This window comes from Danxiaibacter flavus, from assembly GCF_041060425.1.
GTDB lineage: Bacteria > Bacteroidota > Bacteroidia > Chitinophagales > Chitinophagaceae > Danxiaibacter > Danxiaibacter flavus.
The window spans coordinates 463120-479010 of sequence record NZ_JAULBC010000005.1; the positions used below are offsets into that span (position 1 = coordinate 463120).

The following is a 15891-nucleotide window of genomic DNA, read 5'->3' on the forward strand; positions in this document are numbered from 1 at the left end:
GTATAAGTTTAATTACGCTGTGAAATTAGTTGATATAACGCAAAGGAGAAGTGGTAAGTTGCAGGTTATACGTTGTACGTTTTTTGAAGCGGAGGGAGAAGCTGAAAGCGTAAAGCCTAAAGCTGAAAGCGGTGCGCGTGCGAACGATGACGTTTAAGGGGTGCTCATGATTTCCACTATCTGAAGAATAAGTTGAAGTCGTTCTTCACGGGCTTTGCGAAATAAAAAGGCCAGCAAATTATTCGCTGGCCTTTCCTTTAAATTTGGAATAAGATTGTAAGATATAGTGCTGCTTCACCATTCACCATTGACTATTCACTATTCACTTTTTATACTGTATCCGGTAAATAGTTCCCCCCGCATCGTCAGCCACATAAATAGATCCGTCTGCACCCTGCGCAAGTCCGCAAGGTTTGTGCTGAACGCTGGTTCCGGTAGGATTAAAACCATCTGCAAAGATTTCCCATTGTCCGGAAGGCTTGCCGTTTTTGAACGGAACAAAAGCTATGAGATAACCTTTCTGCAATTCGGGTGATTTACCATGAAAGGCAATGAAAGCGCCATGCTTATACTTTTCAGGAAAAGAATTACCGGTATAAAATAACAGTGCGTTAGGAGCAAGATGCGCCGGAAAAGCAACTACCGGGTCAATGGTTTTTTTGCCACCCGTTTTCTTGCCATCGCCACCATATTCCGGAGCGAGGATCTTTTTATTTTGCTGCTGATCGTAATATACGTAGGGCCAGCCGGCGTCGTCTTCTTTGCGAAGCTCATACATTGTTTCTGCGGGCAGTGTTGCATCCTGTTCTTTTGAGAAATACTGCGGATACAAAAGATTTAACTGGTCACGGCCGTGCTGCATTACAAACAGCGAGTTGGTTGCGGTGTTCCAATCCAGTCCTACAACATTTTTTAAACCCGTAGCATAACGAATGCCATCTTTAAAATGCTGGTCCGCTTTATCGGTTTTGTATTTCCAGATGCCGCCGGCGGAATCAAGAATCGGGCAAGGCATTGGCGCAGTAAGATTTTTCCCTTCCAGGCATGCATTGGCGTAAGAGCCGACATTTACATACAGATTGCCTTTATTGTCAACTGCCAGCGATTTTGAATTGTCCCTGTTGTGATTAACCAGCCCCGACACAATTTTTTCCGGAGCGTCAGGACTGATCACTTCATTGTTATCATTTAGTTTGTAACGATAGATATCATCGTTGGATGAAGCATAGAGATAGCCATTCTTCACAAGAATGCCGGTACCAGGATAGTTACCAAAACCAATTTGTTCATCCGGGTTTCCATCTCCATTGTTATCTTTTAAAAAGTAGATGCCCTTGCCATCTTTCAGTTTGGACAATTTTACATAAATATCACCTTTATTGGTAACAGTAAGATGCCTGGCCCCGTTAAGACCCGTAGCTATAATATTTGCATGAAAGCCGGAAGGAAGCGTTAATGGTGCTGTAGGCAGTGTGTCATTAAGAACTTCATGCACAATAAACGTGGTATCCTTTGCATAGGCCGAGGCAAATCGTGGTAATGCCAGGGCCGATAAAAGACCAAGACAGTAAAAAACTTTTTTCATGGTTGCTTGAGAAATATATGATGGATAAAGATAAAGGTTGATGTGAAAAGGCACGCGCAAAAAAGCGAAATAAAGGGACGACTAAGTAAAAACGTAGCACAGGATGGAAATCAACCTTGTCTGCGGTGCAACATTTGAATTGGTTTGGTCAATATTTAATTGCCTTGATCCACAACAGGATGCTCCTACGGAGCAACACAATCGAACAATCCCTAACTAAATGATATTGGGCTATAGGTTAAAGCCCTAACGGACTATGATGTCTGTATTCGGGCATTTCTATTGAGCTTAATTCCCTACGGGAAAACCTGTTATTGTTATGAAATCTGTTATTGGGCACACACGAGGTCCCAAATACTGATTCGATTGTGATATTTTATGAGTGTTTGATATAGAAAACTTTTATCTAAACGACATGGGCTTGCAAATAGAGCATCAAGAAGATAAAGGAAGTTATCCTGGATTAGACTGACACAAGAGCGTTTGTCAACGAGTATTTTTTTCCAGCAGCCTTAATTTCGTCTGTAATCTCGTCCATGCTTGTTTTTGATAATTCAAATCTATTCGATAGTTCCACACAGCCGTTTAATGTCTGCTTTGAAAGCTCAATACTTATCAGGTCGATAAGATCGCTGAAAGTGAGATGTTCGCTCCGGAAACCAAACTTATTGTACTCAACATCTGATATAGAAATATTAAGCATCCGCATGCTTATCCTTTAATTCGTTCCAATTTACGCTTTTATCATCTTGCGAGAACTTCTGTCAATACTCATTTTTAACTACCGGTTCCAACTCCGCCATCTCCTCTTCAGAAAATATCCTTGATTGAATATAAAACCGCACACCCAACGGTATCTCAAGTGAAAAGCTGCTGCCTCTCCCCGGTGTTACATCCAGGATAAGCTGCGTGTGTTTCCAATATTCAAACTGATCAGCGCCCATATAAAACTTGCATCCCTCTATCTTTCCAAGGCACACATCGCTTCCGCCAATTTTGAACTCGCCGTCGGCAAAACACATGGGCTGCGAACCATCACAACAACCGCCGCTTTGATGAAACATCAGGGGGCCATGTTCTGCCCGTAATTTTTCTATTAGTTCTATTGCCTTTGGTGTGGCAATTACTCTTGGAATTGACATACGCTGTTTGTTATTTTTAGAAAAAATAACCCCCGCTAAAAAGCAGGGATTATTGTTCGTGTGATATCCGTTTTAATCCGTCAACGAAATCGTTTCGCCTGTCAACGACGCAGGCAGGAATTCACACTTCCTCCTTCACCAATCACTATCACTAAAAAAAGCCCAATTTTTGCTTGTTATAAGAGATCAGCATGTTTTTAGTCTGCCTGTAATGATTCAGCATCATTTTATGCGTCTCACGTCCAAAGCCGGATTTTTTATAACCGCCAAATGGAGCATGGGCCGGGTAGGCATGATAACAATTCACCCAAACACGTCCGGCCTGTATAGCTCGTGGCACCTGGTACAATTCGTGTGCATCACGGGTCCAAACGCCGGCACCCAGTCCATACAATGTATCGTTGGCAATTGCTATCGCTTCTTCTGTTGTTTTAAATGTGGTTACACAGCTTACCGGTCCAAAAATTTCTTCCTGGAAAACGCGCATTTTGTTATCGCCTTTGAATAGTGTAGGCTGAATGTAAAATCCGTGTTCAAGCCCGCTGTTCTGATGGAAAGCTTCGCCTCCACAAAGCACTTGCGCACCTTCCTGTTTGCCGATGTCCAGGTAGCTGAGCACTTTATTGTATTGGTCTTCTGATGCCTGCGCACCCATCATAACAGTGCTATCCAGCGGATTGCCCATTTTAATGGCTTTCGTACGCTGGATAACGGCGTTCATGAATTTGTCGTAAATATTTTCGTGCACCAGAATGCGGCTTGGGCAGGTACATACTTCGCCCTGGTTCAGTGCAAATAAAACTGCGCCCTCAACTGCCTTGTCAAAAAACTCATCGTCGGCGGCAGCCACACTTTCAAAGAAAATATTGGGGCTTTTTCCACCAAGTTCCATGGTGATTGGAATCAGGTTTTCTGAAGCATACTGCATAATCAGGCGGCCTGTAGTGGTTTCACCTGTAAATGCAACTTTCTGTACTCTTGGCGATGATGCCAGGGGTTTGCCAGCCTCTGGTCCAAAACCGGTTACTATGTTCAAAACGCCCTTTGGTAAAATGTCGCCGATCAGTTCCATCAAACACATAATGCTCGTCGGTGTTTGCTCAGCTGGTTTAACAATCACACAGCAACCTGCTGCAAGTGCCGGTGCAATTTTCCATGTGGCCATGAGCAGCGGAAAGTTCCATGGAATGATCTGTCCTACCACGCCAATGGGTTCATGCAGGTTTATGCTCACGGTAGTATCGTCATGCTCACTAATAGTTCCCTCTTCGCTGCGGATAACGCCGGCAAAATACCTGAAATGGTCAATAACAAGTGGCAGATCTGCCGCCCTGGTTTCGCGGATGGCCTTGCCATTGTCTATCGTTTCGATAATAGCCAGGTATTCCAGGTTGTCTTCAATAATCTGTGCAATTTTTAAAAGAAGATTACTGCGATAAGCTGCCGCAGTTTTACTCCAGGATGGAAAAGCTTCATGTGCGGCGTCGATGGCTTTTTCAATATCCTTCGCATTACCACGGGCGGCTTGTGTAAAAACCTTACCGTCGATGGGCGAAACGTTATCAAAATATTGCCCGCTTTCAGGAGCAACCCACTCTCCGCCGATGAAATGATCATATTTACTTTTGAATTGGGGACGGACCGCTACCGTAGAAGCCGGCGCAGCTGTTTGAACAGAACTCATAGGAAGCAATTTAATCGTTAATTAATACAGCTAATATTTATTAAAAAACGCTCAAATGGCTTCACTTTTGTATTTTTTTATAGCATAATTGTACCGCTCTTAAAAAAAACTTTTTAACTTGTTATTGTCCTAATAAGGAGTAATGGGTTATAGCTTCGCCTGTTTTGCTAATATGAATTCCAGAATTGTTGCAGACCTTAGATTTCAACAAAAAGGCGTGTAACTTTTGCCCCCTATCCTTCCCCCGGCTTCAGGCACTCTGCTGTATATCCGATTAAACTATTTAAAACATCCTTCTATGCCACTAAAAAATTTGCTGCAGAAAATTGATCTAACCAACCCCGGGCAATTGCAGACACTTGTTGAGAACAGACGGGTGTTTAATCTGGATAATTGCGAGCTGAATGTGTTTGAAAGCTATGAACAGGCTTTTGGAATACCGCTTACGTTTGGTGATTTTATTATTACCAGTATGGTGCGCGGAAAAAAAATTATGCATCTCGACAATAAGCCGGCGTTTGATTATCTGCCGGGGGAAACGGTTGTAGTTCCTGCAAATGAAACAATGATGATAGATTTTCCGGAAGCTACAGAAGCCAACCCCACGCAGTGCATTGCGCTTGCTATAGATGCTTCTTATATCAACGAAACGGTGAATTACCTGAATCAATATCACAACGTAAATAAACAGAATAATAACTGGAACCTTAGGTTCAACCAGTATCATTTTACAAACGATACTGAGATGAGTGACCTGATCAATAAAATAATACGCATTTGCACAAGCTCCAACACAACCAAAAATATTCTCGCCGACCTTAATTTGAAAGAGTTGCTGATAAGATTACTCCAAAGCCAGCAACTGGAGCAGGTTTACACAGAAAGTAAAACAAACAGTAATCATAGCCGCGAACATTTTGTGTTGAATTACATTCAGGAACATTTATGCGAAAAGATACACGTGGCTACATTAAGCCGTAAGGCATACCTGAGCAGGACCATCTTCTTTAAATGGTTTAAAGAACAATTTGGAACCACACCATCAGAGTACATAAACAGGGAAAGAATAAAACTGGCGAAACAATTACTCACCAACCCGGAGCACAACGTACATACGGTTAGTACCATGACCGGATTTATTGATGCCAATTATTTTATCAGGGTCTTCAGAAAGCTGGAGGGGGTAACGCCGAAGACGTATAAAGACTGTCTTGAGAACTAAATAAAAAAGGCGCAGAATTTAACTCCTGCGCCTTTCGTTTTTATAAAGATTGTTTAATGTACTGAATACTTTTTTGGACGCTTTCAAATTTGTCAGCCATGTAAATGCCATCCTGTTCAACGAAGAAATGTTTCAGGCCGGCAACATCTGCTTTTGCAAAAATGCTTTTGAAATCGATGCTTCCGGTGCCTACTTCAGCAAACTTCACATCTTTCAGAACATCCATAATGGGCTTGTGATCCAGATCGCCACCGGTAACTTTATTCGTTTTGGACTTATCCATATCTTTTACATGCCACATGGGAAAACGGCCGGGATATTTGGTGAAATAATCAACCGGGTTAAGTCCTGCTTTTTCAATCCAAAAAAGGTCCAGCTCAAAACACACCAATGACTTATCGGTGTTTTCCAGCATGATATCTAAACCTTTCTTCCCGTTATCAAATGTCCGGAATTCCCAGAAGTGGTTATGATAACCAAGCTGCAGGTTGTGTTTCTTACAGAGCTCGCCTCCCTTGTTCATTTGATCAGCCATAAACTTGTAATCATCAGCAGTAAGTTTATCTATTAATTGAAACGGAGGAACAGGAATAATAAGATATTGTTGCCCCAACTGGCTGGCAATTTCTACCTGTGCATGTAATGCATCTTCGTTGCCATTGCCGCGGGTTAGGAAATCATTCAATGCGTAGTGGCCACTGTATGTAACCAGGTTGTTTTCTTTTAGAACAGACGCCAGTTCTTTGGTATCAAGCCCCCAGAATTTTCCCTGTTTATCTGCGCCAAATGTTTCTACATTGGTGAAGCCAAGCTTAGCCACTTTAGCAATGGTGCCTTTTGCATCTTTGGCAAGTTCCTCGCGCAGTGTGTACAACTGCAAACCAACATCTTTTGTAGACACTTTGTAGTTGCCGCGGCTGAATATATTGGCGGGCTTCATTAGCATGCCTGCTGCTACCAATGCTCCTTGTTGAAGAAATGTACGTCTGGTACTCATATTGTGCATGTGATTTATAGGTAAGCAAAATAAATTGCGATGGTGTTGAATTGTGTTTTGTATTTACACGGAAGTTACGTGCGCAGATATAGTATTGGCTGGCAATCATATTAGATAGCGTGACAGTTTTGTTGGTATCAAATCTAGGGAAATTTTTGTGTCTTTATTTAAATAAAGTTTCACAACGTCGCAGCTCTTCTCACAGCACTTTTTCCTGGTGCAGGTAATTGCTTACTTCAATAAGGTTCAGGTCGGGGTCCCGGAAGTAGATGGATCTGATAGTGCCTATTGCACCGGTTCGCTCCACAATGCCTTCTGCTATCTCTATTTGCTTTTCGCGCAGCTCATTCAGAATCGTTTCCAACGGCGTATCAGCAACGAAACAAAGATCAGCCGAGCCCGGCGTGGGTTTGTTTGCCTTTGGCTCAAACTCTTTCCCTGCCTGGTGAAGGTTTATTTTTTGATTGCCGAATTGGAGTGCTTTCCTTCCATTACCAAAAGTCACAATATCCATCCCCATAACAGAGCTGTAGAAATAACAGGTGGCTTCAATATCGGCAACTGTTAATACGAAGTGATCTAATCTGTTGATAGTCATAATGCTTGTTATTTAGAAGTGATAGTCAGGAGACGTGGACGCGGCAGGATTTTAAAAACTACCTCTAAGATAAAGAATGTTAAAAAAACCAAGCAAGCGTTTGTGTGCATTCAACAAGTGATGACCGGGCCGCACAAGAATGGAAAATTGAATAGTTTTGCGGGCTTAAAAAGGAAAACACCTGGTAGGTAAGACTTTCCGATTCAATAGGAAAATATGAGAATTGCAATTAATGGTATGGGACGTATTGGTCGTCTTTTGTTTCGCAGGTTAATGGATCAATCTGAACATCAGCTGATAGCCGTAAATGATATTATGGAAACCGATAACCTGGCGTATCTGCTGAAGTATGATTCGCTTTATGGAACATTACAGGAGAGCGTTGTAGCAGAAGGAAACAATCTCATCTGCGGCTCGAAGAAAGTAGTGGCGCTGAAAGAGGCAAATGCAGAAAATTTGCCGTGGAAAGCATTGGACATTGATATTGTGCTGGAATGTTCCGGCAGATACACGAGTAAAGAAGGGGCTGAGGTCCATCTGAAAGCCGGCGCAAAAAAAGTATTGTTATCAACAACCGGTTCCTCTGAAATTCCATTGATGATCTATGGTTATAATCATCATCAGTTAACAAAAGATACGCCGATTGTTGCGCCCGGTGGTTGCATGACCAATTGTACTACGCATGTGTTGTATATTCTTAACGCAATAGGGATTGAGTCTGCACAAATTAATATTCTTCACTCCTATACATCAAGACAACAACTCGTAGATACCTGGCACAAGCAGTTCCGTCGCGGACGTGCGGCTGCGGAATCTATTATACCGGTTGAAATTGACCTGCATGTTTCTTTAGAAAGATTAATGCCGGTTTTGAAAGATAAAGTAATGGCAACGTCCACGCGTGTGCCCGTTACGAATGGCGCAATGGCTGATTTCTCTATTCAGTTAAAAGAAGCAGTAAGCGCAGCAGATATAAATGCACGCTTCAAAAAAGCTGCGGTGAATGAATACAAAGGTATTCTTGATTATACTGAGGACCCGTTGGTTTCTGCAGATATCAAAGGCAATAGAAATTCATGTTTGATTGATGGAACACTTACATCTGTTGTCGGAAAGCAGGTGAAGATAATTGCCTGGTTCGATAACGAATATGGCTTTACAAGCAGGATGCTTGACTGGCTGGACTACTGGAAGAAAGTAATGAACTAAATAAAAAGAAGCGGCTGAATAATCACTCAGCCGCTTCTTTTTTATTAAAAGCGTTTTGATACAATATAAATAAATCCCTCCCGGTTGTTTTTAATAACCGGTTAACGCCAGAGATAAACAGTTTACCTGTTAATCAAACTTGCGGTTGATAGGAACACGCGTGCGTTTCCTTCTTCCGTCGTCTTCATCTCTTTCCTGTGGCCGCCCATAGCTGCTCTGCTGAGATTGACCAAAACTCCGTCTGTCATTTCTTTGACCATAATTACCACCGCCTCTTTGTGGTCTTTGTTGTTGCTGGCGGTTGTTATCAGGTTCAATCTTAAATTTAAGAGGGTTTTCAGCTAAAACTTTTCCTTGCAGTTCCTTAATAGCTTGTTCAGCTTCAGTTGTAGTTGGCATTTCTACAATACCTCTTCTCCTGCTTTTCAGGGTAAGCGGATCATAATATACCTTAACATACGAAACGCGTCCGAATGGAAGAAATAGAGCCTCGAGTTCAAGGTCTGTGTAATGTTGCGGCAGTGCCGATACGGTGAATCTCATTTTATTATACCTGTGTTATTGCAAAGATAACAAGTTAAAGTTCAAAAAGAACTATCGGAAGAAACGAATTTGGGAATTAAAAGCTCCTGAAAATCATATAATTAACTTTATCATATAATGTATCTGTTACACAATGAAAGTGGAAGCACAATGCTAACAACTCTACGTTCATATGATGGAAAACATGACAAATTCCCCCTGCCTTGATATATGTTAACACATGTTTCAACGTCGCTTCTAATCTGCCCTTACCACCGTTTAGTTATTGTTAACTTTTCAGGTTAATACTTGTATAGTCGTTATCATTTCTTTTAAAATAACATTATCTGAATCACCGGATTTTTATTACAAAAACTTAATCTATCTTAGGAATGCAATATTGATTATACTTTCATTTTCACATCTGCCCATTCGCCCATTCGCCCATTTGCAAATTTGCACATTCACTCATTTACTTACCTTCGCCCTCTAACCATGCTCAAGCCCGTTATAACAGAAATTTTCCACAATGTCTAAAAGAAAAAATCAACCGGGAGGCAAACCAAAACAGCCAGGCCTTTCTGTGCTGCTCAAGCCTTACCGGAGCCGAATTGTTCTGCTTATTGCATTTGCCCTGGCAGGAAATGTTTTTAATTTATGGATCCCAAAAATTATCGGACAAGGTATAGACAGCTATACACAAGGTCATTATGTGCAAAGCTCCATATTGATCCGCTTTGCCGCTTCTGCCCTGCTTATATTTCTTTTTAGTTATCTGCAAAGTGTAGCACAGACTTATTCTTCTGAAAGAGTTGCAAAAGATTTACGTGAAAAACTGTCTGATAAAATTTCGCAGCAAAGCTATACATGGGTGCAGCAATCAAATCCATCCAAACTGCTTACAAATCTTACGGCAGATGTTGATTCTATTAAGATGTATGTATCCACCGCCATTGCATCTATTGCTTCATCCGTGTTTATGATCATTGGTGCATCTATCTTGTTGCTTACAATTAACTGGAGGCTGGCCTTGATTGTGCTTACAATTATCCCGATCATTTCATTTACATTTTTCACCGTATTAAAAAGAGTGCGTTCACTGTTTATTAAAGGAAGAGGAATAATAGATACGCTTAATAAAACTATTAGTGAAAGTATTCTCGGGGCTGCATTGATAAGAGTGCTGAACAGCCAGCAACTGGAATTTAGCAAATTTGTTGAATCAAACACAGGCGCAAAAGAAAACGGTTTCAAAATTCTGAATTTGTTTGCCATTATGATCCCTGTAGTAGTATTCACAGCAAACATGGCCGGCGTTGCAATACTGGGTGTTGGTGGCCATTTTGTAATCGCCGGCACGATGACGCTTGGTGATTTTGCAGCATTCAATAACTACCTGATGATGCTCGTTTTTCCCATATTTGTGTTGGGCTTTATGAGTAATATTATTGCACAGGCAGGAGCATCTTACACACGTATCTCTTCTGTATTACAGGCCCAGGATATAGTTGATAAAGGAACCATCCAGGCAGATGTGAGAGGTGATATTGTGATGGACGGTGTTAATCTTTCACTGGCAAACAAGCCTGTTTTAAAAGATGTATCCTTCAGCATAAAATCAGGAACGCATACTGCTATTACAGGACCGACGGCCTCAGGGAAAACACAATTGCTTAACCTGATGATCGGGTTGCTGAATCCTGATGACGGAAAAATATACCTGGATAACAAACCGCTCGAAGATTACCGAAAGGATGCTTTGCATCAGCAAATGGGCATTGTTTTCCAGGACAGCATTGTGTTTAACATGAGTATGCGTGAGAACATTGCCTTTAACCAGCAGGTAACTCCCGAGGCTATGCAAAAAGCAATTGCAACAGCCGAACTGGAAGCTTTTGCATCAACACTGCCGCAAGGACTGGATACCATAGTTTCAGAAAGAGGTACAAGCCTTTCCGGCGGACAAAAACAACGCATGATGTTGGCAAGAGCGTTGGCAATAGAACCCAAAGTATTATTGTTGGATGACTTTACAGCAAGAGTGGATACACTTACAGAACAAAAAATACTGGCGAATATTAAAAGAAATTATCCGGGAATAACTGTTATCTCCGTAACACAAAAGATCAGCTCGGCAGAAAATTCTGCGGAAGTGATCTTGTTAATGGAAGGAGAAGTGATCGCCTCAGGCACACACGGAGAATTATTACAGACCTGTCCCGAATACATTCAGATCTATCAATCACAAAGAAGCACCGGCAACTATGAACTATGATTTAAACAGCCTTACAGAGGCTCAGAAAAATAATACAGCAAAGGCATTGCGAAAACTGGTGCGCTGGCTTGGCGAGGAACGTCGCGTACTTATATATGCTTTTATTACAATGATGATCACATCCGGTATTAACCTTACCGGTCCGTTAGTGATAGGTTATACAATTGACCATTATGTAGCAACAGGCAATTCTTCAGCGGTGATCACCAATTGTTTTGTTTTATTAGGATTGTATGCATTGTCATTCAGCACAAACTATCTGCAAACAAGATTGATGGGCGGCGTTGGTCAGCGTATATTGTTTAATTTACGTAACGGGCTTTTTACAAAACTTAACCAGCTGCCACTTGCATTTTTCAACCAGAACAGAACGGGCGATTTAATATCAAGAATTAATAACGATACGGATAAGGTAAACCAGTTTTTCTCACAATCATTGATGCAGTTTGTTACCAACATTTTTATGATGTTGGGCTCTGCCATTTTTCTTATCGCCATCAATCCGCGTCTTGGCGCAGCTGCATTGGTTCCAGCTGTATTGATACTGCTCTTTATCCGCGTTATTTCACCTCTTGTAAAAAAGAGAAATGCACGTAACCTAAAATCAGGTGGTGCAATGAGTGCAGAGATCCAGGAGAGCTTGCAGAATTTTAAAGCTATCATCGCGTTTAACAGAAGAGATTATTTCCGCCAGCGTTTTAACGAAGCAAGTACAGATAACTATAAGAGTGCAATTGGTGCCGGTTTGGTAAACAACATTTTTTTACCGGTGTTTACGTTCTGCTCTCACCTGGCGCAGTTGACGGTACTTATTTACGGGATCTTTCTTATTACACATGGAATGCTGACTGTAGGTATCCTCATCAGCTATTTTGCATATGTGAGCAATTTTTATTTTCCGATCAGGCAACTGGCAACTATCTGGACAAGCTTCCAGGTTGCAATGGCAGGATGGGACAGGATCGCCGTTATTCTTGATCTTGAACCTGCAAAAGCACGCCCAGCGCTTGATGCAAAAGCTAGCCCAAATACATTACTGTCTTTTCAACATGTACATTTTGGATATCCTGGAGGAGAGAAAGAAGTATTGCACAATGTAAGTTTCGAGTTACAGCGTGGAAAAACTTATGCTTTTGTTGGTCCTACAGGTGGAGGTAAATCAACTACAGCCTCACTGATGGCAGGCTTGTATAACCCAACAGGCGGAACTGTTCTGCTGAAGGGTAAAGACATGCAAGTGTATGATGGAGAGCAACGAACAGAAAGCATCGGGTTCATCTTGCAGGAGCCATTTCTGTTTAGCGGAACAGTAAAGGACAATATTCTGTACGGCAATAAAAAGTACGCACATCTTTCCAATGAAGGTCTTGAAAAAGTAATTAAAGAAGCGCGACTTGAAGGATTGCTGGAAAAGTTTGAAGGCGGCCTGGAAAGCAATGTGTCTGATGCAGATAGCGTAAGTCTTGGACAAAAGCAATTGATCGCATTTATGCGTGCAGTGCTCAGGCATCCTGAATTGTTGATATTGGATGAAGCAACAGCAAACATTGATACACTAACTGAAAATCTGCTGGAAGACATATTGGAACATCTGCCGGATACAACGACAAGAGTAATAATTGCACACCGGTTAAATACAATTGAAAGCGCCGATGAAATCTTTTTTGTGAACGATGGCCGCATCAGCAGGGCAGGTAACTTCCAGGAAGCACTTGCCATGTTAATGCAGGAAGCGCGGGTGAGTTGAGAAGCAAGCTTAAAGCCCAAAGCCTAAAGCTTAAAACTAAGTATGTACTCCCAATAAAACAATCTCGACTTTTTGATAAATGCGCGAATTTGATAACTATTAACTTTTCTAAAATTAAACAGCAGTTCCAGGCTTTGAGCTTTAGGCTTTAAGCTTTGAACACCTATCACAGCTTAAATCATCATTTAAACTTAACAACCTTAGCTTTGATACACGTATAACGTACAACTTACAACAATCCTAAGTTCTAGGCTTTGAGCTTTAGGCTTTAAGCTTAGAAACCGGGAAATATCTCCACATTTTTCAATAAAATCCCTTTTTAAGGACAACTTAAAAGGGATTTTTTGCTTTTAGTCCTTTGGTTTGAGTTTTGATAAAATTTATAATGGACCTGGTGTTGTTTTGTAAGAACCGGCACCGGGACATCTGTCAAAATATTTTCTAACCAAAAACCAGGATTATGGATTACTACAAACTGGCATTTACGCTTAACTCAAACAAGTTAAACGGTATTAAGCTGAAAATGCTGACCGACATACTGGTTGAGGCTAAAATAACCAATAGCCTGCTGTCGAAACTTGTTGCTGAAAAGAATGGGATTGACGCATCCGGTGGCGGTTTTTCGGAACAGGATGTTTTGAGAAAAGAATACACAAGAGATATATTAACCGCATTATATGCAAACGATGAAGAACTGCCCGACGAGATAAGGCAGCTGATGAAAGACGAAGAATAAACACATAAACCATGTAACCATTCAAATGAATGGAATGAAAAAGGACAAGCGGTCGTTTAACCTGGTTGTCCTTTTGTTTTTTCAAAGTTGGTCTTTTCCGCGATTATCGTTATTTTCAGCCTTGTTCGGCTTGTGAGAAAACTGATGCATTATAGAGCCCTCACCCTGGATCTGGATGCTTCAATGTAAAATAAATGTACCTTGTTTGTTATGCATCTTACCGATGCTTCATAATTACTTAACACGGAATTGCTTGTTTTGCCCCTTCGATAAGCTGTTGCTAATGCGCATGCAGCCCGTAACGGTTGCAGCCAGGTAAATTAATGTATGAAATTTATTGCCGGCATTTTTACAACTATATGCTGCATGGTTATTTATAGCAACCTTGCCGGTACTGAGCGCAGTTATTTAACCAGGGACAGAGCTGTGGACCGTTTTAATAATATTGCCAGAAAATTTTCCTCTGCAGCACTTGAACTAAAAAATTCTGTTGAACTATTAGATAGCTCTAACCCGTCAACAATTGCACATGCCAAGCAGGCTTTAAAACAATGCCGGCTGCAATACAAAGGCATTGAATTTTTAATGGAATATTTTTTTAAAAGTGCAGCGGTAATTTATAATGGCCCGCCAAAATTTGAGGTGGAAGAACCTTATATGGAATACCAGGAGCCCACTGGTTTACAGGTAATAGAAGGCTTACTGTTTGAAAAAATTACCAATGAAAGTAAAGTGAGCCTTCGGGAGCAGGCGGATATTGTATACTCGTCGGCTAAAGATCTTACTGCAACAATATTTGGATTTAAGGCCACGGATAATCAAATTCTGGAAAGCATAAAGCTGGAACTGATCCGTATTAATACGTTGGGGATTACTGGTTATGATGCGCCGTTACTTAAAACAGGCATTGAAGAATCTGAAGCCGCATTTCAATCCATACAATATGTGTTGTCAGTATTTGCAGAAGTTAATTCAAATGACAGTGTTGGAATATATTTATCAGGCAGTATAAAATACCTGCAGGACCATCCCGGTTTTGATGATTTTGACCGGCTGACGTTTCTAACGGAGTATGCCTTGCCGCTGGAACGGAACATCCATAAACTTATTAATGAAAAACATCTGGAGTTAAATACTTCCGCCGGAATTTTAAATTATGATGCCGGAGATCTTTTCAACGATGATGTAATTAACATCAATGCGTTCCCATCGTCAGACACGATCAATAATCAACACCTGGTTCAACTGGGAAAAAAATTGTTTTTTGAAAAAGCGTTGTCTGCCAATAACAAAATCAGTTGCGCAACATGTCATGATCCTGCAAAGCATTTTTCAGACGGATTGCCGAAGAGTGTGGCATTTGACGGGCATTCTCATGTTACACGCAATGCACCTTCATTATTTTACGCAGGCTTTCAGTTTGGACAGTTTTGGGATGCAAGGGCGAAAACGCTGGAAGAACAGATTCAAACAGTTGTTTCCAATCCATCAGAAATGAACAGCAACGGCGCTACTGTCGTTGGTAATTTATCTGCAAAATCATCTTATCATCCGGACTTTAAAAGAGCATTTTCTAATTTGCAGGATAGCCTGATCTCATTCAGAAAAGTGTCGCAAGCGATCGCTGCTTACGTGCGAACACTTAATCCAAGAACTTCAGCTTTTGATGATTACATAAAAGGTGATAAGTCGGCGCTGACAAAACAGCAAATAAAAGGATTCAATCTTTTTATGGGTAAGGCGCAATGTGGTACTTGCCATTTTGCACCGCTATTTAACGGACTTGTTCCTCCGCTATACAATATGTCGGAACTGGAAGTGTTAGGTACGCCTGCAAATGGTGATCTGGAAAAAGCATTGAATGATACAGATAATGGGCGCTATAATTTTTTTCCGTTAGAAGTGTATCAAAAAGCATTTAAAACGCCAACAGTGCGTAATGCATCGGCAACAGCGCCATACATGCACAATGGAGCATTTAAAACACTGGAAAAGGTTGTTGAGTTTTATAACAAAGGCGGCGGCAACGGAATTGGCCTGAATATAAAGGGCCAAACCTTGTCGTCAATTCCTTTAAATCTCAATGATGATGAGATAAAAGATATTGTGAGTTTCATCAACTCACTGGAGGATAAAGTGCCCGGATAAAGACAACAGATTTAACAAGTATAACC

Annotated in this window: 13 protein-coding genes; 6 read left to right on the forward strand and 7 right to left on the reverse strand. The window is 41.2% G+C overall.

Translation table 11 applies throughout. From position 1 onward, the window contains the following. Window positions 1-322: 322 nt before the first annotated feature. The 4 genes from QTN47_RS16840 to QTN47_RS16855 all read right to left on the reverse strand — a co-directional run bounded on the left by QTN47_RS16840 (window position 323) and on the right by QTN47_RS16855 (window position 4411). On the reverse strand, window positions 323-1585 hold the full coding sequence (locus tag QTN47_RS16840) for a PQQ-dependent sugar dehydrogenase (protein WP_369330568.1): 1263 nt from the start codon (window positions 1583-1585) through the stop codon (window positions 323-325). 463 nt (window positions 1586-2048) lie between these two features. Next, the gene (locus QTN47_RS16845) at window positions 2049-2288 is read right to left on the reverse strand and encodes a hypothetical protein (protein WP_369330569.1); all 240 of its coding nucleotides are present in this window, start codon (window positions 2286-2288) and stop codon (window positions 2049-2051) included. 61 nt (window positions 2289-2349) lie between these two features. After that, complete coding sequence (locus QTN47_RS16850) at window positions 2350-2727, reverse strand: DUF779 domain-containing protein (protein WP_369330570.1); 378 nt, start codon at window positions 2725-2727, stop codon at window positions 2350-2352. Window positions 2728-2878: 151 nt separating this feature from the next. After that, window positions 2879-4411 carry an aldehyde dehydrogenase family protein gene (locus QTN47_RS16855; protein ID WP_369330571.1) on the reverse strand — a complete coding sequence of 511 codons (1533 nt, stop codon included), beginning with the start codon at window positions 4409-4411 and terminating at the stop codon, window positions 2879-2881. A gap of 298 nt (window positions 4412-4709) precedes the next feature. Between QTN47_RS16855 and QTN47_RS16860 the strand changes: the two genes are divergently transcribed. After that, window positions 4710-5633: an AraC family transcriptional regulator gene (locus QTN47_RS16860; protein WP_369330572.1), complete on the forward strand. Its 924-nt coding sequence runs from the start codon at window positions 4710-4712 to the stop codon at window positions 5631-5633. Window positions 5634-5673: 40 nt separating this feature from the next. Here the strand turns inward: QTN47_RS16860 and QTN47_RS16865 are convergent, their stop codons facing one another. Next, on the reverse strand, window positions 5674-6630 hold the full coding sequence (locus tag QTN47_RS16865; protein ID WP_369330573.1) for a sugar phosphate isomerase/epimerase family protein: 957 nt from the start codon (window positions 6628-6630) through the stop codon (window positions 5674-5676). A gap of 199 nt (window positions 6631-6829) precedes the next feature. Continuing rightward, window positions 6830-7228, reverse strand: coding sequence for a VOC family protein (locus QTN47_RS16870; RefSeq protein WP_369330574.1), 399 nt, complete (start codon window positions 7226-7228; stop codon window positions 6830-6832). Window positions 7229-7444: 216 nt separating this feature from the next. Between QTN47_RS16870 and QTN47_RS16875 the strand changes: the two genes are divergently transcribed. Then, entirely contained in the window at window positions 7445-8437 is a 993-nt protein-coding gene (locus QTN47_RS16875) for a type I glyceraldehyde-3-phosphate dehydrogenase (protein ID WP_369330575.1), read from the forward strand. 129 nt (window positions 8438-8566) lie between these two features. Here the strand turns inward: QTN47_RS16875 and QTN47_RS16880 are convergent, their stop codons facing one another. After that, window positions 8567-8980 carry an RNA recognition motif domain-containing protein gene (locus tag QTN47_RS16880; protein WP_369330576.1) on the reverse strand — a complete coding sequence of 138 codons (414 nt, stop codon included), beginning with the start codon at window positions 8978-8980 and terminating at the stop codon, window positions 8567-8569. Between the two features lie 508 nt (window positions 8981-9488). Here QTN47_RS16880 and QTN47_RS16885 point away from each other — a divergent pair. The 4 genes from QTN47_RS16885 (at window position 9489) to QTN47_RS16900 (ending at window position 15865) form a co-directional block, all read left to right on the forward strand. Further along, on the forward strand, window positions 9489-11234 hold the full coding sequence (locus tag QTN47_RS16885; protein ID WP_369330577.1) for an ABC transporter ATP-binding protein: 1746 nt from the start codon (window positions 9489-9491) through the stop codon (window positions 11232-11234). Continuing rightward, window positions 11224-12981 (forward strand): ABC transporter ATP-binding protein, encoded by a 1758-nt coding sequence (locus tag QTN47_RS16890; RefSeq protein ID WP_369330578.1) that lies wholly within the window; start codon window positions 11224-11226, stop codon window positions 12979-12981. Before QTN47_RS16885 ends, QTN47_RS16890 begins: the two co-directional genes overlap by 11 nt. Before the next feature lie 460 nt (window positions 12982-13441). After that, on the forward strand, window positions 13442-13717 hold the full coding sequence (locus QTN47_RS16895) for a hypothetical protein (RefSeq protein WP_369330579.1): 276 nt from the start codon (window positions 13442-13444) through the stop codon (window positions 13715-13717). Window positions 13718-14044: 327 nt separating this feature from the next. Further along, complete coding sequence (locus QTN47_RS16900) at window positions 14045-15865, forward strand: cytochrome-c peroxidase (protein ID WP_369330580.1); 1821 nt, start codon at window positions 14045-14047, stop codon at window positions 15863-15865. Window positions 15866-15891: the final 26 nt, after the last annotated feature.

Coding starts and splice junctions, on each gene's coding strand:
- QTN47_RS16840 (WP_369330568.1), bottom strand. CDS start 1,585: ATGAAAAAAGTTTTTTACTGTCTTGGTCTTTTATCGGCCCTGGCATTA.
- QTN47_RS16845 (WP_369330569.1), bottom strand. CDS start 2,288: ATGCTTAATATTTCTATATCAGATGTTGAGTACAATAAGTTTGGTTTC.
- QTN47_RS16850 (WP_369330570.1), bottom strand. CDS start 2,727: ATGTCAATTCCAAGAGTAATTGCCACACCAAAGGCAATAGAACTAATA.
- QTN47_RS16855 (WP_369330571.1), bottom strand. CDS start 4,411: ATGAGTTCTGTTCAAACAGCTGCGCCGGCTTCTACGGTAGCGGTCCGT.
- QTN47_RS16860 (WP_369330572.1), top strand. CDS start 4,710: ATGCCACTAAAAAATTTGCTGCAGAAAATTGATCTAACCAACCCCGGG.
- QTN47_RS16865 (WP_369330573.1), bottom strand. CDS start 6,630: ATGAGTACCAGACGTACATTTCTTCAACAAGGAGCATTGGTAGCAGCA.
- QTN47_RS16870 (WP_369330574.1), bottom strand. CDS start 7,228: ATGACTATCAACAGATTAGATCACTTCGTATTAACAGTTGCCGATATT.
- QTN47_RS16875 (WP_369330575.1), top strand. CDS start 7,445: ATGAGAATTGCAATTAATGGTATGGGACGTATTGGTCGTCTTTTGTTT.
- QTN47_RS16880 (WP_369330576.1), bottom strand. CDS start 8,980: ATGAGATTCACCGTATCGGCACTGCCGCAACATTACACAGACCTTGAA.
- QTN47_RS16885 (WP_369330577.1), top strand. CDS start 9,489: ATGTCTAAAAGAAAAAATCAACCGGGAGGCAAACCAAAACAGCCAGGC.
- QTN47_RS16890 (WP_369330578.1), top strand. CDS start 11,224: ATGAACTATGATTTAAACAGCCTTACAGAGGCTCAGAAAAATAATACA.
- QTN47_RS16895 (WP_369330579.1), top strand. CDS start 13,442: ATGGATTACTACAAACTGGCATTTACGCTTAACTCAAACAAGTTAAAC.
- QTN47_RS16900 (WP_369330580.1), top strand. CDS start 14,045: ATGAAATTTATTGCCGGCATTTTTACAACTATATGCTGCATGGTTATT.